At 71.1% G+C, this 16845-nt stretch carries 14 protein-coding genes, 1 tRNA gene and 1 riboswitch; of the genes, 7 read left to right on the top strand and 8 right to left on the bottom strand.

The genetic code is table 11. The features are described from left to right. Positions 1–18: 18 nt before the first annotated feature. Positions 19–1884 carry a potassium transporter TrkA gene (locus tag ACH4SI_RS11690; protein WP_398295367.1) on the bottom strand — a complete coding sequence of 622 codons (1866 nt, stop codon included), beginning with the start codon at positions 1882–1884 and terminating at the stop codon, positions 19–21. A gap of 104 nt (positions 1885–1988) precedes the next feature. After that, complete coding sequence (locus ACH4SI_RS11685) at positions 1989–2438, bottom strand: MarR family winged helix-turn-helix transcriptional regulator (protein WP_398295365.1); 450 nt, start codon at positions 2436–2438, stop codon at positions 1989–1991. 225 nt (positions 2439–2663) lie between these two features. Next, positions 2664–2895: riboswitch (cobalamin riboswitch) on the top strand. A gap of 163 nt (positions 2896–3058) precedes the next feature. Between ACH4SI_RS11685 and metE the strand changes: the two genes are divergently transcribed. Next, positions 3059–5368 (top strand): 5-methyltetrahydropteroyltriglutamate--homocysteine S-methyltransferase, encoded by a 2310-nt coding sequence (metE, locus tag ACH4SI_RS11680; RefSeq protein ID WP_398295363.1) that lies wholly within the window; start codon positions 3059–3061, stop codon positions 5366–5368. Positions 5369–5538: 170 nt separating this feature from the next. On the opposite strand, the gene ACH4SI_RS11675 is transcribed toward metE, so the two are convergent. The 3 genes from ACH4SI_RS11675 to ACH4SI_RS11665 form a co-directional block, all read right to left on the bottom strand. Beyond that, positions 5539–6213, bottom strand: a complete 675-nt coding sequence (locus ACH4SI_RS11675) for an RDD family protein (RefSeq protein WP_398295361.1) — start codon at positions 6211–6213, stop codon at positions 5539–5541. Positions 6214–6482: 269 nt separating this feature from the next. Then, positions 6483–6556 (bottom strand) — tRNA-Pro (locus tag ACH4SI_RS11670). A gap of 85 nt (positions 6557–6641) precedes the next feature. After that, entirely contained in the window at positions 6642–7571 is a 930-nt protein-coding gene (locus ACH4SI_RS11665) for a metallophosphoesterase (RefSeq protein WP_398295359.1), read from the bottom strand. Between the two features lie 77 nt (positions 7572–7648). Here ACH4SI_RS11665 and ACH4SI_RS11660 point away from each other — a divergent pair, with 77 nt between their 5' ends. Continuing rightward, on the top strand, positions 7649–8119 hold the full coding sequence (locus tag ACH4SI_RS11660; RefSeq protein WP_398295357.1) for a GatB/YqeY domain-containing protein: 471 nt from the start codon (positions 7649–7651) through the stop codon (positions 8117–8119). An 87-nt stretch (positions 8120–8206) separates the two neighbouring features. Here the strand turns inward: ACH4SI_RS11660 and ACH4SI_RS11655 are convergent, their stop codons facing one another. Further along, positions 8207–10450 (bottom strand): transglycosylase domain-containing protein, encoded by a 2244-nt coding sequence (locus tag ACH4SI_RS11655; RefSeq protein WP_398295355.1) that lies wholly within the window; start codon positions 10448–10450, stop codon positions 8207–8209. A gap of 396 nt (positions 10451–10846) precedes the next feature. Here ACH4SI_RS11655 and ACH4SI_RS11650 point away from each other — a divergent pair, with 396 nt between their 5' ends. Further along, a complete protein-coding gene (locus ACH4SI_RS11650) occupies positions 10847–11182 on the top strand; it encodes a WhiB family transcriptional regulator (RefSeq protein WP_030829787.1) in 336 nt (111 codons plus the stop codon). A gap of 526 nt (positions 11183–11708) precedes the next feature. Here the strand turns inward: ACH4SI_RS11650 and ACH4SI_RS11645 are convergent. After that, complete coding sequence (locus ACH4SI_RS11645; RefSeq protein ID WP_398295352.1) at positions 11709–13079, bottom strand: ArsA family ATPase; 1371 nt, start codon at positions 13077–13079, stop codon at positions 11709–11711. A 163-nt stretch (positions 13080–13242) separates the two neighbouring features. Beyond that, positions 13243–14220, bottom strand: coding sequence for an ArsA-related P-loop ATPase (locus ACH4SI_RS11640; RefSeq protein WP_398295350.1), 978 nt, complete (start codon positions 14218–14220; stop codon positions 13243–13245). 72 nt (positions 14221–14292) lie between these two features. On the opposite strand from ACH4SI_RS11640, the gene ACH4SI_RS11635 reads away from it, so the two are divergent. The 4 genes from ACH4SI_RS11635 (at position 14293) to ACH4SI_RS11620 (ending at position 16781) form a co-directional block, all read left to right on the top strand. Further along, positions 14293–14451 carry a DUF4177 domain-containing protein gene (locus tag ACH4SI_RS11635; protein ID WP_003967454.1) on the top strand — a complete coding sequence of 53 codons (159 nt, stop codon included), beginning with the start codon at positions 14293–14295 and terminating at the stop codon, positions 14449–14451. Next, complete coding sequence (locus ACH4SI_RS11630; protein ID WP_398295348.1) at positions 14448–14912, top strand: RidA family protein; 465 nt, start codon at positions 14448–14450, stop codon at positions 14910–14912. Before ACH4SI_RS11635 ends, ACH4SI_RS11630 begins: the two co-directional genes overlap by 4 nt. Positions 14913–14982: 70 nt before the next feature. After that, on the top strand, positions 14983–15954 hold the full coding sequence (locus ACH4SI_RS11625; RefSeq protein ID WP_398295346.1) for an NUDIX hydrolase: 972 nt from the start codon (positions 14983–14985) through the stop codon (positions 15952–15954). Then, positions 15951–16781, top strand: coding sequence for an MBL fold metallo-hydrolase (locus ACH4SI_RS11620; RefSeq protein WP_398295344.1), 831 nt, complete (start codon positions 15951–15953; stop codon positions 16779–16781). Before ACH4SI_RS11625 ends, ACH4SI_RS11620 begins: the two co-directional genes overlap by 4 nt. Positions 16782–16845 lie beyond the last annotated feature (64 nt).

The raw sequence follows: 16845 nt of genomic DNA, 5'->3' as shown, positions 1-16845 counted from the left end.
ACCGGGGCCGCAGAAGCGTTACTCCTCGGCGAGCACGACGATCGCGTCGCCCTCGTCCAGGACCAGCGGCGCGGCCTTGTCGGGGTTGAGGTGGACGCCGTAGCCGGGCGGCACGTCGGCGTGGCGTGCCAGCCGGTAGCCGAGGGCCGTCTCGCCGCACCGCCGTGCGGCCTCGATGACCGTCGCGAAGTTGGCCTCGGCCCCGGGCTCCAGGTAGTTGGTGGCGGGCTTGAGGTAGATCTCCGAACCCTCCGGGTCGAAGAGGTCGATGAACACCGTGTAGAGGTCGCGGTTCTCGGTCAGCTGGGTCAGCAGCAGGCTGATGACCTTGGTGCTGACGATGAAGTCGTCGGCCTTGGTGACCTGGGCGATCTCCCGGTTGCTGTCGTCGTTCATCTCCGTGACGATCGAGTACGGGTCGCCAAGCCGTACTTCGATGTCGCGCAGGTGCAGCAGCGTCACCAGCGTCCGGTCATCGGCGCGCTTGGGGTCGATGGTGTCGTCGGACAGCACCACGATGTGCTGGTAGCCGCCGAGGTCCAGGGCCTCCAGGGACGACCGGCGGGTCGGTTCGCACCGCTTGTGGCCGACCGTCAGGTTCTTCAGCCCCTCCGGCACCCCCTTCCGCGGCCGCCGCGGCGCCGCGACGTCCACCGCGGAGCCGGGCTCGACGAAGCTGTCCAGCAGCGTGATGAGCTTCGACGCCCGGGAGTTCCAGCCGATCAGCAGGGTGCGGTCCGGTACCGGCGGCCGGCCCGGCGCGGTGGTGATCGCGGACGGGACGATCTCGGGCCGGGTCTCGGCGCGCCGTATCAGCAGATCGTCCTCGGCCATCACCAGCAGCTGGTCGTCGGCCCGGACGACGGTGTCCATCGGCGGGTTGAGCAGCACCTCACCGTCGCTCCTGCGCAGCCCGGCGGCCATGCCCAGCGCGTAGTGGTCCAGGGTGTCCGCGTACGTCGAACCCGCCAGCGCGGGCTGCTCGTGGAAGTAGAACTCGTTGCCTTCGAAGCTGAGCAGTTCGTTGAAGACGCTGGACAGCCCCGACTGCCGGTGCGCCTGGGCGATGAGCCGTACGGCGATGTCGTCGGCGTCGATGATCAGCGCGTTCGTACCGGCGGCGAGACGGGCCGCGGGCAGGTTGTCAGAACTCTCCACCGCCGCCACGACGTTCGGCCGCGGCCCCTTCCACTTCCGGCTGTTGAGCAGCAGGAGCACCTTGATGACGTCCGTGTCGGTGTCGTCCCCGACCGGGGGCAACACCATGATCGACTTGGCGGTGTCCGGGCTCACCAGCTCCAGATCGCCCCGCTCCAGCGGACTTCCGGAGCGGCAGACCACCCGGGTGCGGCCGGTCGCGGGTATCCGGTCGCGGATCTGGTCCTCCATGTCGACCTTGTCGTGGTCGGCGAGGATCACCACACAGGAGCGGCGGGCGCCCTGGTTGGCCTCCACCAGCTCCGCGATCACCGTGAACACCTGGTCCGACCAGCCCAGCACGATCGTGTGGCCGCGCTCGATCAGCCGCGACCGCCCCTTGCGCAGCATCTGGATCCGGTTCTCCAGGCCCGTGGTGAGCACACCGATGAGCGCGCTGACGATGAAGATGCCGCCGATCGTGACCGTGAGCATCAGGACCAGGAACAGCGGTCGCCCTTCGTCCCCGCCCATGGTGCCCGGATCGAGCGTCCGCAGCAGGCTCATCCACACCACGCCCGACCAGCCGCCACTCTTCCGGGTGTCGTCGCGGCTGAAGGCGACCACCAGCGTGGAGACCACGGCGATCAACGCCAGCGAGGCGAGGCCGAGCCAGCCGATCAGGGCGGGCGTCCCGCGGTCCATCGTGCCGTCGAACCAATACCGCAGCCGCTCCCGCAGCCTCATCGCACGTCCTCGTCCCCCCGGCCACCCACCGGTCTTACGGTTTCCCAGAGCAGCTGATCATTCTCGCAGGGTCACGGGGGTGCGGCTGCCGGGCGCCTACGCGCTCACCAGGCGGCGTGGGGCTGTGGGTCGGTCTCGACGGCCGGTTCGCCGCCCGCCTCGGCGAACGCCTGCAGCGCCTCGATCAGATGACGGCGCTGTCCGGCGGGCATGACGTCGACGATGCGCGCGATCTCCTGGCGGCGCCGATCGGTGACCTCGGCCACGATCCGCCGGCCGGCCGGGGTGAGCGAGATCATGCTGGTACGCCGGTCCCCGGGGGCGACGCCACGCTCGACCACGCCCGTCGTGACCAGGCGGTCGATCATGCGCATGGCGGTCGACGGCTGGACGCCCAGCTCCCCGGCCAGCCCGGACAGGCTCAGCGGCCCGCCGGCGTCCAGGACGACCAGCATCCGGAACTGCGGCAGCGTCAGGGACTCCTCCACCGCGGCCAACGACCGGGCGGAGACGGCGACGAGCAGCCGGGACGCGGTCAGCACGGCGGTGACCATCGCCTCGGCGTCGGACGCGGGGGCGTCGGCGTCGGCAGGGGACGGGGAGGAATCGGACGGGGAGGCTTCGGAAGCGGAGCCTTCGGAAGCAGGGGCTTCAGAGGCTTCGGAACCAGAGGCTCCAGAGGCTGAGGAACGGCGCGCCATGAGCCCTTTCTACCTCGTGCCCCTGTGGAAGGGGGGTGCCCCGATCCGGCACCACGGCCTAGGCTGGGCCCCGCAGCTGGTTCGCCCTGTCCGCCAGGCAGGCGCGTCGTAAGAGGGAACCCGGTGGAAATCCGGGACTGCCCCGCAGCGGTGAGCGGGAACGACCGCCGTCATACGCACTGGGTCCGGGAGACGGATCCGGGAAGCGACGGCCAGTAGGTGTCTCGTACGTCACGACGTGACCACGGCGTGACGACGACACGAGGCGTGCCCGCGAGTCCGAAGACCTGCCCGTTGCCCGTGCGCGACCGATCGCGCGCGGACATCCCGGTGACCTCGAGGGCGGGTCGGCGTACCCACCAGGCGGACGCGCGCGTAACCGAACGCGTGGCCGAGCCGCCCGGTTCGTCGCTCCTTCGCGCCCCTGAACCCGCCGGGATCCTCAGGAGAGCACGCTCGCGAAGGAGAGCTACGTGACAGCGACATCCGCGGCCGCGGCGGCACGGGCCACCGTGTACGGCTACCCCCGCCAGGGGCACCACCGCGAACTGAAGAAGGCCGTCGAGGGCTACTGGAAGGGCCGGGTCGGCGCCGACGCCCTCCGGGAGACCGCCGCGAACCTGCGCCAGGCGAACTGGCGGCAGCTCGCCGACGCCGGTCTCCACGAGGTGCCGACCGGCGACTTCTCCTACTACGACCATGTGCTGGACACCAGCGTCATGGTCGGCGCCGTACCGGACCGCCACCGCGCCGCAGTCGAAGCCGACGCGCTGGACGGCTACTTCGCCATGGCGCGCGGCACCCAGGAGGCCGCGCCGCTGGAGATGACCAAGTGGTTCGACACCAACTACCACTACCTGGTGCCCGAACTCGGCCCCGGCACCGTCTTCGCCGCCGACTCGACGAAGCAGATCGCCGAGCTGTCGGAAGCGGTCGCACTCGGTCACACCGCCCGGCCGGTCCTGGTCGGCCCCGTCACCTACCTCCTGCTCGCCAAGCCCGCACCCGGCATCGCGCCGGACTTCGAGCCGCTCACCCTGCTGGACCGGCTGCTGCCGGTGTACGCGGAGGTGCTGGCCGATCTGCGGGCGGCCGGCGCCGGGTGGGTCCAGCTGGACGAACCCGCGCTCGTCCAGGACCGCACCGCCGCCGAGCTGAACGCCGCCGCCCGTGCGTACCGCGAACTGGGCGCCCTCGCCGACCGCCCCCGGCTGCTGGTCGCCTCGTACTTCGACCGCCTCGGCCAGGCCCTCCCCGTACTGGCCAAGGCCCCCGTGGACGGGCTGGCGCTCGACTTCACCGGGCCCGCCGCCGCCAACCTCGACGACCTCGCCGCCGTCGGCGGCCTGCCCGGCAAGCGCCTCGTCGCGGGCGTCGTGGACGGCCGCAACGTATGGATCAACGACCTCGCCGCCTCGCTGGCCACGCTCGGCACCCTGCTCGGCCTCGCCGACCGGGTCGACGTCGCCGCCTCCTGCTCCCTCCTCCACGTCCCCCTCGATGCCATGGCCGAACGCGACATCGACCCCCGGATCGCCCGCTGGCTGGCCTTCGCCCGCCAGAAGACCACCGAGGTCGCGACCCTCGCCCGCGGCATCGCCCAGGGCACCGGCACCATCGCCGCCCAACTCGCCGCCAACCGCGCCGACCTGGCCTCCCGGGCCACCTCCGCGCTCACCCGCGACCCGGCCGTACGCGCCCGCGCCGGGGCCGTCACCGACGCCGACGCCCACCGGCCCGAGCCGTACGCCGAGCGCGCCCCGGCCCAGCGCGCCCGGCTGCGGCTGCCCGCGCTGCCGACGACCACCATCGGCTCTTTCCCGCAGACCACCGAGCTGCGCACCGCCCGCGCCGACCTGCGGGCCGGAACGCTCGACACCGCCGGATACGAACAGCGCATCGCCGCCGAGATCCAGGACGTGATCGCCTTCCAGGAGAAGGCGGGCATCGACGTCCTGGTGCACGGCGAGCCCGAACGCAACGACATGGTCCAGTACTTCGCCGAACAGCTCACCGGCTACCTCGCCACCCAGCACGGCTGGGTCCAGTCCTACGGCACCCGCTACGTCCGCCCCCCGATCCTCGCCGGCGACATCTCCCGGCCCGAGCCCATGACGGTGCGCTGGACGACGTACGCCCAGTCCCTCACCGACCGCCCGGTCAAGGGCATGCTCACCGGCCCCGTCACCATGCTCGCCTGGTCCTTCGTCCGCGACGACCAGCCCCTCGCCGACACCGCACGCCAGGTGGCCCTCGCCCTGCGCGACGAGGTGGCCGACCTGGAGACCGAGGGCACCCCGGTCATCCAGGTCGACGAACCCGCCCTGCGTGAAACCCTCCCCCTGCGCGCCGCCGACCGCCCCTCCTACCTGGCCTGGGCCACCGAGGCGTTCCGCCTCACCACCGGCGGCGTCCGCGCGGACACCCAGATCCACACCCATATGTGCTACGCCGAGTTCGGGGACATCCTCCCGGCAATCGACGACCTCGACGCCGACGTCATCAGCCTGGAGGCCGCCCGCTCCCATATGCGGGTCGCCACCGAACTCGCCGACGCCCACTACCCCCGCGAGGTCGGCCCCGGCGTCTACGACATCCACTCCCCACGCGTCCCCGACCCTGCCGAAACCGCCGCCCTGCTCCGCACGGCCCTGGCCGCCATCCCCGCCGAACGCCTCTGGGCCAACCCGGACTGCGGCCTGAAGACCCGCGCCTGGCCCGAGGTCCGCGCCTCCCTGGACCACCTGGTCGCGGCGGCCCGCGAGGTCCGGTCCACGCTGTGACGGGTTATTGCAAATAACTTGCAATAACTATATGAGTGCAGCAAGCTGCAGATGTACGGGTCGGCCCGACTACCTCTCGGGACCCGCGCCCGGGTCGGTCCGGGCACGCCCTTCCCGAGAGGTGATCGCCTTCTCACACGGCACCCGCCGGACGTTGGCCGACCCCGTCGTCAGCCGACCAGCCCGCCGCGCTCTCGCCCGCCGATCCGGGCGAGCGCGGCGCGGACGCGCCACGCGCCGGTGACCGTGACGCCGGCCAGCCGGTCGGCCAGCGACCTCCGGGACCCGACCGGCGCCAGCACCGCGTCGAGGGCGAAGAACGCCACGGCGACGATCCAGCACACGACCGAGAGGACGATCGCGCCCTCGACCAGCAGGCAGCAGGCCAGCGCGTACCAGCCGACGTCGATCAGCGTGATCACCCCGGCCCGCACCGCACCCCGGCCCTTCCCGGGCCGCCCGCCGCCGGCGCGCCGTACGACGCACAGGCCCGTCAACGCCTGCCCCGGGGTGCGGGCCATCACGGCCAGCGAGATGAAGTGGTAGGCGAAGGTGAACACCACCAGCGCTGCGAATGCCTGCTGGACGGCGCTCACCGCGTCCCGCCAAAGCGACTCTCCGACGTCCCGACCCGCCCCCGCCAGATCGCCCTTGGAAGTGATGACTTCCCAAGCGCTGGTCCCCGCCAGGCTCGTCACATCGGTCACCTCGGCACTGATCCGATGGAAGGTGAACGTGCCGAGCAGCACGGCGACTGCCACGACGACGGCGAAATCCAACGCCCAGGCGCACAGCCGACGCGCCCGCGGGAGGCCGGTCGCCGCCGCCCCCTCTCCAGGTCCCACAGGTGCCGACACCGCTCGTCGAAACATCGATCCCCCAGAAGCCTGATGTCGCGGTGTGCACAGTGTAGGGACGCACCTTGACCCCGCATCAGCCATACGAGGGGCGAGGATCCCCGGAGGGCGGCGGTGCCCTGATCACTGGAGAGCGACGCACCGGTGATCTCCGTCTGGGGCCGGATTCCGAGAATGTCACGCAACATGGCCCCCGGAACGCGTCAGGGGCCCGACCCGCCTTCGCGGATCAGGCCCCTGACCTGGTGTTCCTTCAGTCGGGGTGGCGGGATTTGAACCCACGACCTCTTCGTCCCGAACGAAGCGCGCTGCCAAGCTGCGCTACACCCCGAAGCAACGAGCTCTACTTTAGCGGACCTGTGGCCAGACACGAAATCCGGTTTTCGGGGCCTCGCAGGTCGGAGCGGGGAGATGGGTCAGGGGGCCTGGGGGGTGAGGGTGAGGAGGGTGGCCTCCGGGGGGCAGGCGAAGCGGATGGGGGTGTAGCGGTTGGTGCCGCAGCCTGCGGAGACGTGCAGGTAGGAGGTGTGGTCCCCGGCCTCGTGGGTGGAGAGGCCCTTGACGCGACGGGTGTCCAGGTCGCAGTTGGTGACCAGGGCGCCGTAGAAGGGGATGCACACCTGGCCGCCGTGGGTGTGGCCCGCGAGGATCAGGGGGTAGCGGTCGGCGGTGAAGGCATCGAGGACGCGGAGGTACGGGGCGTGGACGACGGCGAGGGAGAGGTCCGCGCCGGATTCGGGGCCGCCGGCGACCTCGGCGTAGCGGTCGCGCTTGATGTGCGGGTCGTCGAGGCCGGTGAGGGCGATCTCGATGCCGTCCAGCTTGAGCCGGCCGCGGGTGTTCGACAGGCCGACCCAGCCGGCCGCGTCGAAGGCGTCGCGCAGATCCGTCCACGGATTGTGGACGGCGCCGACGACCGGGGGGTTGCCGTTCAGGCCGTGGCGGCCGCTGGCCTTTTCCAGTAGGTAGCGGGCGGGGTTGCGCGGCTTCGGTCCGTAGTAGTCGTTGGAGCCGAAGACGTACGCCCCGGGGAACTCCATCAGCGGGCCGAGCGCGTCGAGGACCTCCGGGACGCCTTCCGGGTCGGAGAGGTTGTCGCCGGTGTTCACGACGAAGTCGGGGCGCAGGCCGGCGAGAGACTGGAGCCAGCGCTGCTTCTTGCGCTGCCCGCTCACCATGTGGATGTCGGAGACCTGCAGGACGCGCAGCGGCCGCATGCCGCGCGGCAGCACGGGCACGGTGATGCGGCGGAGCCTGAAGGACCGCACTTCGAAGCCGACGGCGTAGGCGAGACCGGCTGCGCCGACCGCCGTGATTCCCAGAGGTACTCCGTATCGCGCGCGCATGGTCCCCATGGTCGCAGAACGCCGCCGGGGGAGAAATCTTCGGGTGATTCCCGGCCAGTGCTGGCAGACTCGACGCCATGACCACCACGCTCAAGTCCAGGCTGCGGGACGATCTCACGGCAGCGATCAAGGCGCGCGATGAGCTGCGCTCCTCCACGCTCCGGCTCACCATCACCGCGATCTCGAGGGAAGAGGTCTCGGGTGAGAGCGCCCGGGAGCTGTCCGATGACGAGGTGGAGAAGATCATCGCGCGCGAGGCGAAGAAGCGCCGCGAGGCGGCCGAGGCGTTCGACAAGGGCGGCCGGGCGGCGCAGGCCGAGCGGGAGCGGGCCGAGGGCGAGGTGCTCGCCGGGTACCTGCCGCAGCCGCTGACGGACGACGAGCTGGAGGCCCTGGTCGCCGAGGCGGTACGGGAGGCCGCCTCGGGCGGCGCCGAAGGGCCGCGGGCGATGGGCGCGGTCATGAAGATCGTGAACCCGAAGATCGCGGGCCGGGCCGAGGGCGGCCGGGTCGCCGCCGCGGTGAAGCGGCAGCTCGCGGGCGGGTAAGGGGCAGATCGGATATGAGAGAAGGGGCCCGGACGGTTTGTCCGGGCCCCTTCCGCGTTCAGGCAGCTCAGCCGGCCGCGCGTACCGCTACCGCGGCCACTCGAAGCCGCCGTTCCCCTTGCCGCCGTTCCCGTTGCCGCCGCCGATCACGCCCGGCGGGAGGGAGATGTCCGGCCAGGGGTTGTTGTCCCCGCCGCCGTTCCCGGGCTTGTCGCGGCCGGGCTTCTCCCGGCCCGGCTTCTTGGGCGGGGAGGGCTTGCGCGCGTTGGGGTCCTTGATCGGCACAGTGACGAAGTTCGGCGCGGGCTTGCCGTCCAGCGCGCCGCTCATCGCGTCCTTCCAGATGGGACCGGGGGTGTCCGCGCCGTAGACCTTCTCGTGGTAGGCACCGCCGATGGTGATGTTCTCCATCTTGAGGTCGCTGGCGCCCGGGCCGCCGCCGACCCACACCGCGCCCGCGAGGTTCGGGGTGTAGCCGACGAACCAGGCGGCCCGGCGCTCGTCCGTCGTACCCGTCTTGCCGGCGCTCGCCCGGCTCTGCAGGCCGGCCTTCTTGCCGGTGCCGTCCTCGACCACGCCGCGCAGCAGGGTGTTGATCGTGTCCGCGGTCTTCTCGGACATCGCGCGCGAGCACTTCGACTGCGGCACCTTCAGCTTCTTGCCGCCGGGGCCGGTGATCGAGTCGATGAGGACCGGGGAGCAGTAGACGCCGCGGTTGGCGAAGGTCGCGTACGCGTTGGCCATGGTCAGCGGGGAGAAGCCCTCGGTGCCGAGGGTGAGGGAGGGCACCTGGTGGTGCTCCTTGCCGTCGGCCCGCTCCACGCCCATCTTGTCGGCCAGCTCGGTCACCGGGCAGACGCCGATGTCGCTGATCATCTGGACGAAGTAGGTGTTGACCGACTTCGCGGTCGCCTCCTTCATCCCGTACGGGCCGACCTCGCTCTTGTTCTCGTTCTCGACGGTCGCGCCGTCGCTGTTGCTCCAGGTGCCCTTGCAGGTGCTGACCGGGCTCGGGTACCGCATCTTGTACGGCGAGGAGTAGCGCTTGTACGGCTGCGTGCCCCGCTCGAGGGCGGCCGCCGCGGTGATCGGCTTGAACGTGGACCCCACCTGGAAGCCGTAGTTCGAGCCGCCCATGGAGTGGTCCGCGGAGAGGTTGATCTGGGTCTGGTCCTTGCCGAAGCCGTACGGCTTGGACTGGCCCATGCCCAGGACCTTGCCGGTGCCCGGCTCGACGAGCGAGACGGCGGTGGCGGCCTTGTCGGACTGGTACACATGGGACTTGATCGACTTCTGGACCGACTCCTGCGCCTGCGGGTCCAGCGTCGTACGGATCGTCAGGCCGCCCTGGTTCCAGCGCTTCGCGCGCGCTTCGGCCGTCTTGCCGAAGACCGGGTCGTTGAGGAAGATCTGGCGGACGTAGTCGCAGTAGAAGCCCGCGCCCTTGGTGGCCGTGATGCAGCCGCTGCGCGGCACGCTGACATCGAGACCGAGCGGCTTCTTCTTGGCGGCGGCGGCCTGGGCCGGGGTGATGTTCTTCACGTCGGCCATGCGCTGCAGCACGGTGTTGCGGCGGGCCTTCGCGGTGTCCGGGTTGGTGATCGGGTCGTAGCGGCTCGGCGACTGGACGAGACCGGCCAGCAGCGCGGCCTGCTCCAGCTTGAGGTCCTTGGCGGGCTTGCTGAAGTAGCGCTGGGAGGCGGCCTCGATGCCGTAGGCCTGCTGCCCGAAGTACGTGATGTTGAGGTAGTTCTCCAGGATCCGCTTCTTGCCCAGTTCCTTCTCGACCTTGATCGCGTACTTCAGTTCCTTGATCTTGCGGCCTATGGACTGCTGGGTGGCCTCGGCGAACTTCTCCTTGCTGTCGCCCGCCTCCTCCACGAAGACGTTCTTCACGTACTGCTGGGTGAGGGTCGAGGCGCCCTGTGAGACACCGCCGCTCTGCGCGTTCCGGTTGGCGGCGCGCAGCACGCCCTTGAGGTCGATCGCCCCGTGCTGGTAGAAGCGCGAGTCCTCGATCGCGACGATCGCCTTGCGCATGTAAGGGGAGACGTCGCCCAGCTTCACGATGGTGCGGTCGCGCGAGTAGACCTTCGCGATCTCGCCGCCCTTCGCGTCCAGGATCGTGGTCCGCTGGCTGAGCGGGGGCGTCTTGAGATTGGCCGGAATATCGTCGAATTCCTGGACCGTTTCCTTGGCGGTGAGGCCGAATGCCCCGACGGCGGGAAGCGCGAGACCGGCCATCACGGCGCCGGCCAGCGCGCTGACGCCGAGGAACTTGGCGGCCTGTTGAGCGGTGGACAGCCCTCCGCCCGAGCGCGTGTAACCCATAAGGGGCAGCCTACGTGGCGAATCGCCGGACAGGGGACCGCGTGTTCGCATACGCTGTTTCACGCCAGTCACGCATATGCGGCTGTGCCACATCGCACCCCATCCCCACCGCCGCTCGAGTGAGCGATGAGGCGTGCCCGGATTGTGGTTCCGTGTCCCGAACTGCCCGGCGTTCGCCGGGTGAACTGCCCTGGTTTGCACCAGTAATCGCAAATGTCGTCAGGTCACTCCGTTGGGTGATCTGCCGCGTACCCATAGTCCGTTCGGGCCATCCAAGATTGGGCCCGACGGGGGTGTTGCGCCTTGCTTGCCTTCCGTAACGTCCTCAACTGGCGACGGTGAATATGCCGTTTGTCGCCGTGGGGGAGCTCCGATTCGGGAGAGGACGGCGCCAGCATGGGCTGGGTAACCGACTGGAGTGCGCAGGCCGCCTGCCGCACTACTGATCCAGATGAACTGTTCGTCCAGGGCGCGGCACAGAACAGGGCCAAAGCGGTCTGCACCGGATGCCCGGTGCGCACCGAGTGCCTTGCGGATGCCTTGGACAACCGTGTCGAGTTCGGTGTGTGGGGAGGGATGACCGAGCGCGAGCGGCGGGCGTTGCTGCGCCGCCGCCCGACGGTGACCTCCTGGCGCAGGCTGCTGGAGACCGCACGCACCGAGTACGAGCGCAGCGCGGGCATTCTGCCCTTCGACGACGAAGAGTACGAGCGCTTCGCTGCCGTCGGATAGCGGTCGGCCGGCAGGCCGGTGCGCGACGACGTCGCATCGCATCACAACTTCATCTCACCCACCCTCGTCACGGGCTTGTTCTCTCATCTGCGACGGGACGGGGAGAAGGGTGCACGACACGAGTGCGGCCGCGACTGTGGTCGCGGCCGGTCGTGGCCGGGCGAAGGTGGTTCACGGGCATGGGGGCCTGCGGACCTGGGGCAGCCCGCCACGCCATGGACGACCACGTACATGACACGACGACGTGCATGGACAGATGGGCAGAGCGCGACGGTGCGGACGATTGGGGATCCGCGGCGGGCGCTGTGACCCTCCCGGCCGTGCGCCGTGCCGGGCGTACCAGGGGTACGCCGGAATGCCGCGGCGCCGCGGCCTGGGTCCGCGTGCCATGCGTACGCGGCGATTCGTACGTGCCGCGTCATGCGTACGTGCCCATGGGCACCTGGGTAGGCGTCAGCCTGCCCTGACGGCCTTCGTGTCGGCCGTCCTCACCACAGCGCCACCGCCGCGACCGAGGCCGGGCGTGTCAGCCTGCCGTGCGCTTGGACGGGTTGGACTGGTCGGACTCGGCGGGCTGGTCCGCCGGGGCCGCCGCGAGGCGATCGCCGATAGCCCGCAGCCCTGCCAGGTCGTGTACGTCTCCCGGGAGAGCGGCCACTTGGGCCACCGGCACTTCGGGGTGCAACGCCGTGAAGCGGTCGTGTGTGCGCTGCTCGCGTCCGAGCACCTGCATACGCTCCGCGTGCAGTCGGAGCAGTCCCACGGCCAGCCGCTCCGCCGACGTGGGGGAGACGTCGGGGTCCGCTGCTGAGGAATTGTCCGCTGCTGAGGCGTTCCGGGCTTGAGCATTCCCTGAGTCGGGATCGACAAATCCGTCGGGACCAAGATTTTCCGCGCCCTCGCCGGGGTTGGCCGGAACACTACCCTCCCCCGGCGGATCCGCGACGGCCGAGCCCTTCAGGGACAGCGTCTCCGCCGCAGCCAGGGCCCGTTCCGCCGAGAGCTGTTCGGCGCCACTGCCATGCACCCGGTTCAGTACGAGACCGGCCAGCGGCATCTGATCCGCGGCCAGCCGCTCGACGAAGTAGGCGGCCTCCCGCAGGGCGTCCCGCTCCGGGGCGGCCACCACCAGGAAGGCCGTGCCCGGCGCCTGTAGCAGCCGGTAGGTGGCCTCGGCGCGGGTGCGGAACCCGCCGAACATGGTGTCCATCGCAGCCGCGAACGTTTGCACGTCGCGCATCAGCTGCCCGCCGAGGACCTTGCTGACCGTGCCCGTCATCATCGATACGCCCACGTTCAGGAACTTCATCCCGGCCCGGCCGCCGACCTTCGCCGGAGCCATCAGCACCCGGATGAACTTCCCGTCCAGAAACGATCCGAGCCGCTTCGGGGCGTCCAGGAAGTCCAGCGCCGACCGGCTCGGCGGCGTATCGACGATGATCAGGTCCCATTCGTCGCGGGCCCGCAGCTGGCCGAGCTTCTCCATGGCCATGTACTCCTGCGTGCCCGCGAAGCCGGCCGAAAGCGATTGGTAGAAGGGGTTCGCCAGGATCGCGCGGGCGCGCTCGGGATCGGCGTGGGCCTCGACGAACTCGTCGAACGTCCGCTTCATGTCCAGCATCATGGCGTGCAGTTCGCCGCCCGCCTCGTCCCCGACGCCCTCCACTCGCCGCGGGACGTTGTCGAGCGCGTCGATGCCCATGGACTGGGCGAGCCGACGGGCCGGGTCGATCGTGAGGACGACGGCCTTGCGGCCGCGCTCGGCGGCCCGTACGCCCAGGGCGGCGGCCGTGGTGGTCTTGCCCACGCCGCCGGAGCCGCAGCACACCACGATGCGGGTCTGCGGGTCGTCCAGCAGCGCGTCGGTCTCCAGCCTGGGTGCCACGTCCATGCTCATGCCGCCTCCTGCGTACGGCGTGTGCCGCTTGTGCCGCCTGTGTTGTGCGTGCGGTCCGTACCGGCCCTGGCGTCCGCGTACGCGCCCGTGTGCCTCGTACGCCCCGCACGGCCCGTACGCCCCGTACGCCCGGGGAACCGCGCCGTGCCCGTCCCGCGGCCGCTCACGACGGCCACTGCTTGCGCAGATCCGTCGCCAGCCGGTACAGCCCGGCCAGGTCGACGCCGTCCGTCAGCAGCTCCAGCTCGTGCAGCGGCAGATCGAGACCGGCCAGCTCGGACCGCTGCGCCCGCTCCAGGGCGACGCGCTCCGCGTGCTCGCGCGCCTGCTCCAGCAGCGGGTCGACCAGCCGCTCGGCGAGGCCGCCGCGGCGCGCACCGCCCAGCCCGGCCTGCGAGAGCGCCTTGGCAACGGCCGTGCGACGGCCGTTGGCGGCGGCGTCGACGGCCTCGTGGTCGAGGATCGCGGGCCGCACCATGTTGACGATGACCGCGCCCGTCGGAAGGTCGTCCGAGCGCAGCTCCGCGATGCCGTCCGCGGTCTCCTGGACCGGCATCTCCTCCAGCAGCGTCACCATGTGGACGGCCGTCTGGGGCGACTTCAGGACGCGCATCACGGCCTGGGCCTGGTTGTGTATCGGGCCGGTCCGGGCCAGCCCCGCCACCTCGTGGTTGACGTTCAGGAAGCGGGTGATCCGGCCGGTCGGCGGGGCGTCCATGATCACGGAGTCGTAGACGAAGCGGCCGTCCTTGCCCTTGCGCCGCACCGCCTCGCACGCCTTGCCGGTCAGCAGGACGTCCCGCAGCCCGGGCGCGATCGTGGTCGCGAAGTCGATCGCGCCGAGCTTCTTCAGGGCGCGCCCCGCCGAACCCAGCTTGTAGAACATATGGAGATAGTCCAGGAGTGCGAACTCCGGATCGATCGCGAGGGCATGGACCTCCCCGCCGCCCGGCGCGGTCGCGATCTTGCGTTCCTCATAGGGCAGCGGTTCCGTCTCGAAGAGCTGCGCGATGCCCTGGCGGCCTTCGACCTCGACCAGCAGTGTGCGCCTGCCATCGGCCGCGAGGGCCAGCGCGAGTGCGGCGGCGACCGTGGTCTTGCCGGTTCCGCCCTTGCCACTGACGACATGGAGCCTGCTCACACTGGGGAGCCTAACCAGTCCCCCCACGGGCTACGCACCAGGCCCCGGGAGTGAGGCATTACAGTCGGCTGCATGACGAAGTGGGAATACGCGACCGTGCCGCTGCTCGTACACGCCACGAAGCAGATTCTGGACACCTGGGGCGAGGACGGCTGGGAGCTGGTCCAGGTCGTTCCCGGGCCGAACAACCCCGAGCAGCTGGTGGCCTACCTGAAGCGGGAGAAGGCGTGACCGCCGTCGAGGAGAAGCTCGCCGGGCTCGGTCTGACGCTGCCCGAGGTCGCGGCGCCGCTCGCCAGTTACGTCCCGGCGGTCCGCACCGGGAGTTACGTCTACACCGCGGGCCAGCTGCCGCTGGTCGGCGGGAAGCTGGGCGTGACCGGCAAGGTCGGCGCGGAGGTGACGCCTGAGGAGGCCAAGGAGCTGGCGCGCACCTGCGCGCTGAACGCGCTGGCCGCCGTGAAGTCGGTGGTCGGCGACCTCGACAAGGTCGTGCGGGTGGTGAAGGTCGTCGGCTTCGTCGCCTCGGCCCCGGACTTCACCGGGCAGCCGGGCGTCGTCAACGGCGCGAGCGAGCTGCTGGGCGAGGCGCTGGGCGACGCGGGCGTGCACGCGCGCAGCGCGGTCGGCGTGGCGGTGCTGCCGCTGGACGCGCCGGTCGAGGTCGAGATCCAGGTCGAGGTCGCCGACTAGCCCATCCGTGCGGCCCGGGCCCCGGCCAGGGCCCCTCGAACATCCGCCCGCAAACGCATAGCCTTCGGCCATGTCCACTACGAATGGCCAGTGGTATCCACCCGAGTGGCCAGAGCGCATCCGGTTGTTGTCGGCCGGTGAGCTGAAGCCGGTGACGCCGCGCCGGGCCGCCACCGTGCTGCTGCTGCGGGACGGACCGGACGGTGCGCCGGGCGGGCAGGACGGGGGACACGGGGCGAACGGGGAAGGGTACGGAACGGACGGCGACCGCGGAAGCCATGCGGCCGGGCCCGCCGTGTACATGCTGCGCAGACGCGCCTCCATGGCCTTCGCAGGAGGCGCGTACGCCTATCCGGGTGGCTCGGTGGACCCGCGCGACGAGCGAATGGTCGCCTGGGCCGGGCCCTCGCGCGCCCAGTGGGCGCGGCGGCTGGGCCTCGACGAGAGCGACGCGACGCAGGCGCAGGCCATCGTGTGCGCGGCGGTCCGGGAGACCTTCGAGGAGGCCGGCGTGCTCCTCGCGGGCCCGACCCCGCACACGGTCGTCGCGGACACCACGGGCGACGACTGGGAGACGGACCGGCTGTCGCTGGTCGCCCGGGACCTGTCGTTCGCCGAATTCCTCGACCGGCGCGGCCTGGTGCTCCGCTCCGACCTGCTCGGCGGCTGGGCGCGCTGGATCACGCCGGAGTTCGAACCGCGCCGCTACGACACCTGGTTCTTCGTGGCCGCGCTGCCGCGGGGGCAGCGTACGCGCAACGCCTCCACGGAGGCGGACCGTACGGTCTGGATCCGCCCCGGGGAGGCGGCCGACGGCTACGACCGGGGCGAGCTGCTGATGATGCCGCCGACCATCGCGACGCTGCGGCAGCTGCGGCGGCACGGCACGGTCCACGACGCGCTGGTGGCCGCCGCGGACCAGGACCTCACCCCGGTGCTCGCACAGGCCCGGCTGGAGGGCGACGAGCTGGTGCTGAGCTGGCCGGGCCACGACGAGTTCACCAAGCACATCCCGGGTGCCGCGGGGGAGCGGGAAGCGTGACGAACGCAGCCGACCTGCCGGGCCAGCCGCGCGGGGGCGCGATCGGCGGCCCGGCGACCGACCGCGCCGTATGCGTCCTCGCGCCGAATCCGTCGCCCATGACGCTGGACGGCACCAACACCTGGATCGTCGCCGAACCGGACTCCGACCTCGCCGTCGTCATCGACCCCGGCCCGCTGGACGACGGCCACCTCCGGAACGTGATCGCGACGGCGGAGCGGGCCGGGAAGCGGATCGGGCTGACGCTGCTGACCCACGGTCACCCGGATCACGCGGAGGGCGCGGCCCGCTTCGCCGAGCTGACCCGGACGCGGGTCCGGGCGCTGGACCCGGAGCTGCGGCTGGGCGACGAGGGGCTGGAGCCGGGGGACGTCATCACCACCGGCGGTCTCGAGCTGCGGGTGGTGCCCACGCCCGGCCACACCGCCGACTCGCTGTCCTTCCACCTCCCGGCCGACGCCGCCGTCCTGACAGGCGACACGGTGCTCGGGCGCGGTACGACGGTCGTCGCGCATCCGGACGGGCGGCTCGGCGACTACCTGGACTCGCTGCGGCGCCTGCGGTCGCTCACGGTGGACGACGGGGTCGGTACGGTGCTGCCGGGCCACGGCCCGGTGCTGAACGACGCGCAGGGCGTGGTGGAGTACTACCTGGCGCACCGCGCGAACCGCCTCGCGCAGGTGGAGACGGCGGTCGAGGACGGCCACCGCACGCCCTCGGAGGTCGTGGCGCACGTGTACGCGGACGTGGACCGGTCGCTGTGGCCGGCGGCCGAGCTGTCGGTGCGGGCGCAGCTGGACTATCTGCGCGAGCACGGGCTGATCTGAGAACCCCGGGAAGCTCCGAGAACGTCGAAGGGCCCCTGCTGGGGATTCCGGCAGGGGCCCTTCG

Origin of the sequence: Streptomyces sp. NPDC021212, from assembly GCF_044332925.1 — a bacterium.
GTDB lineage: Bacteria > Actinomycetota > Actinomycetes > Streptomycetales > Streptomycetaceae > Streptomyces.
The sequence above is the reverse complement of the archived record's forward strand: the minus strand, read 5'-3'. Positions and strand labels throughout refer to the sequence as shown.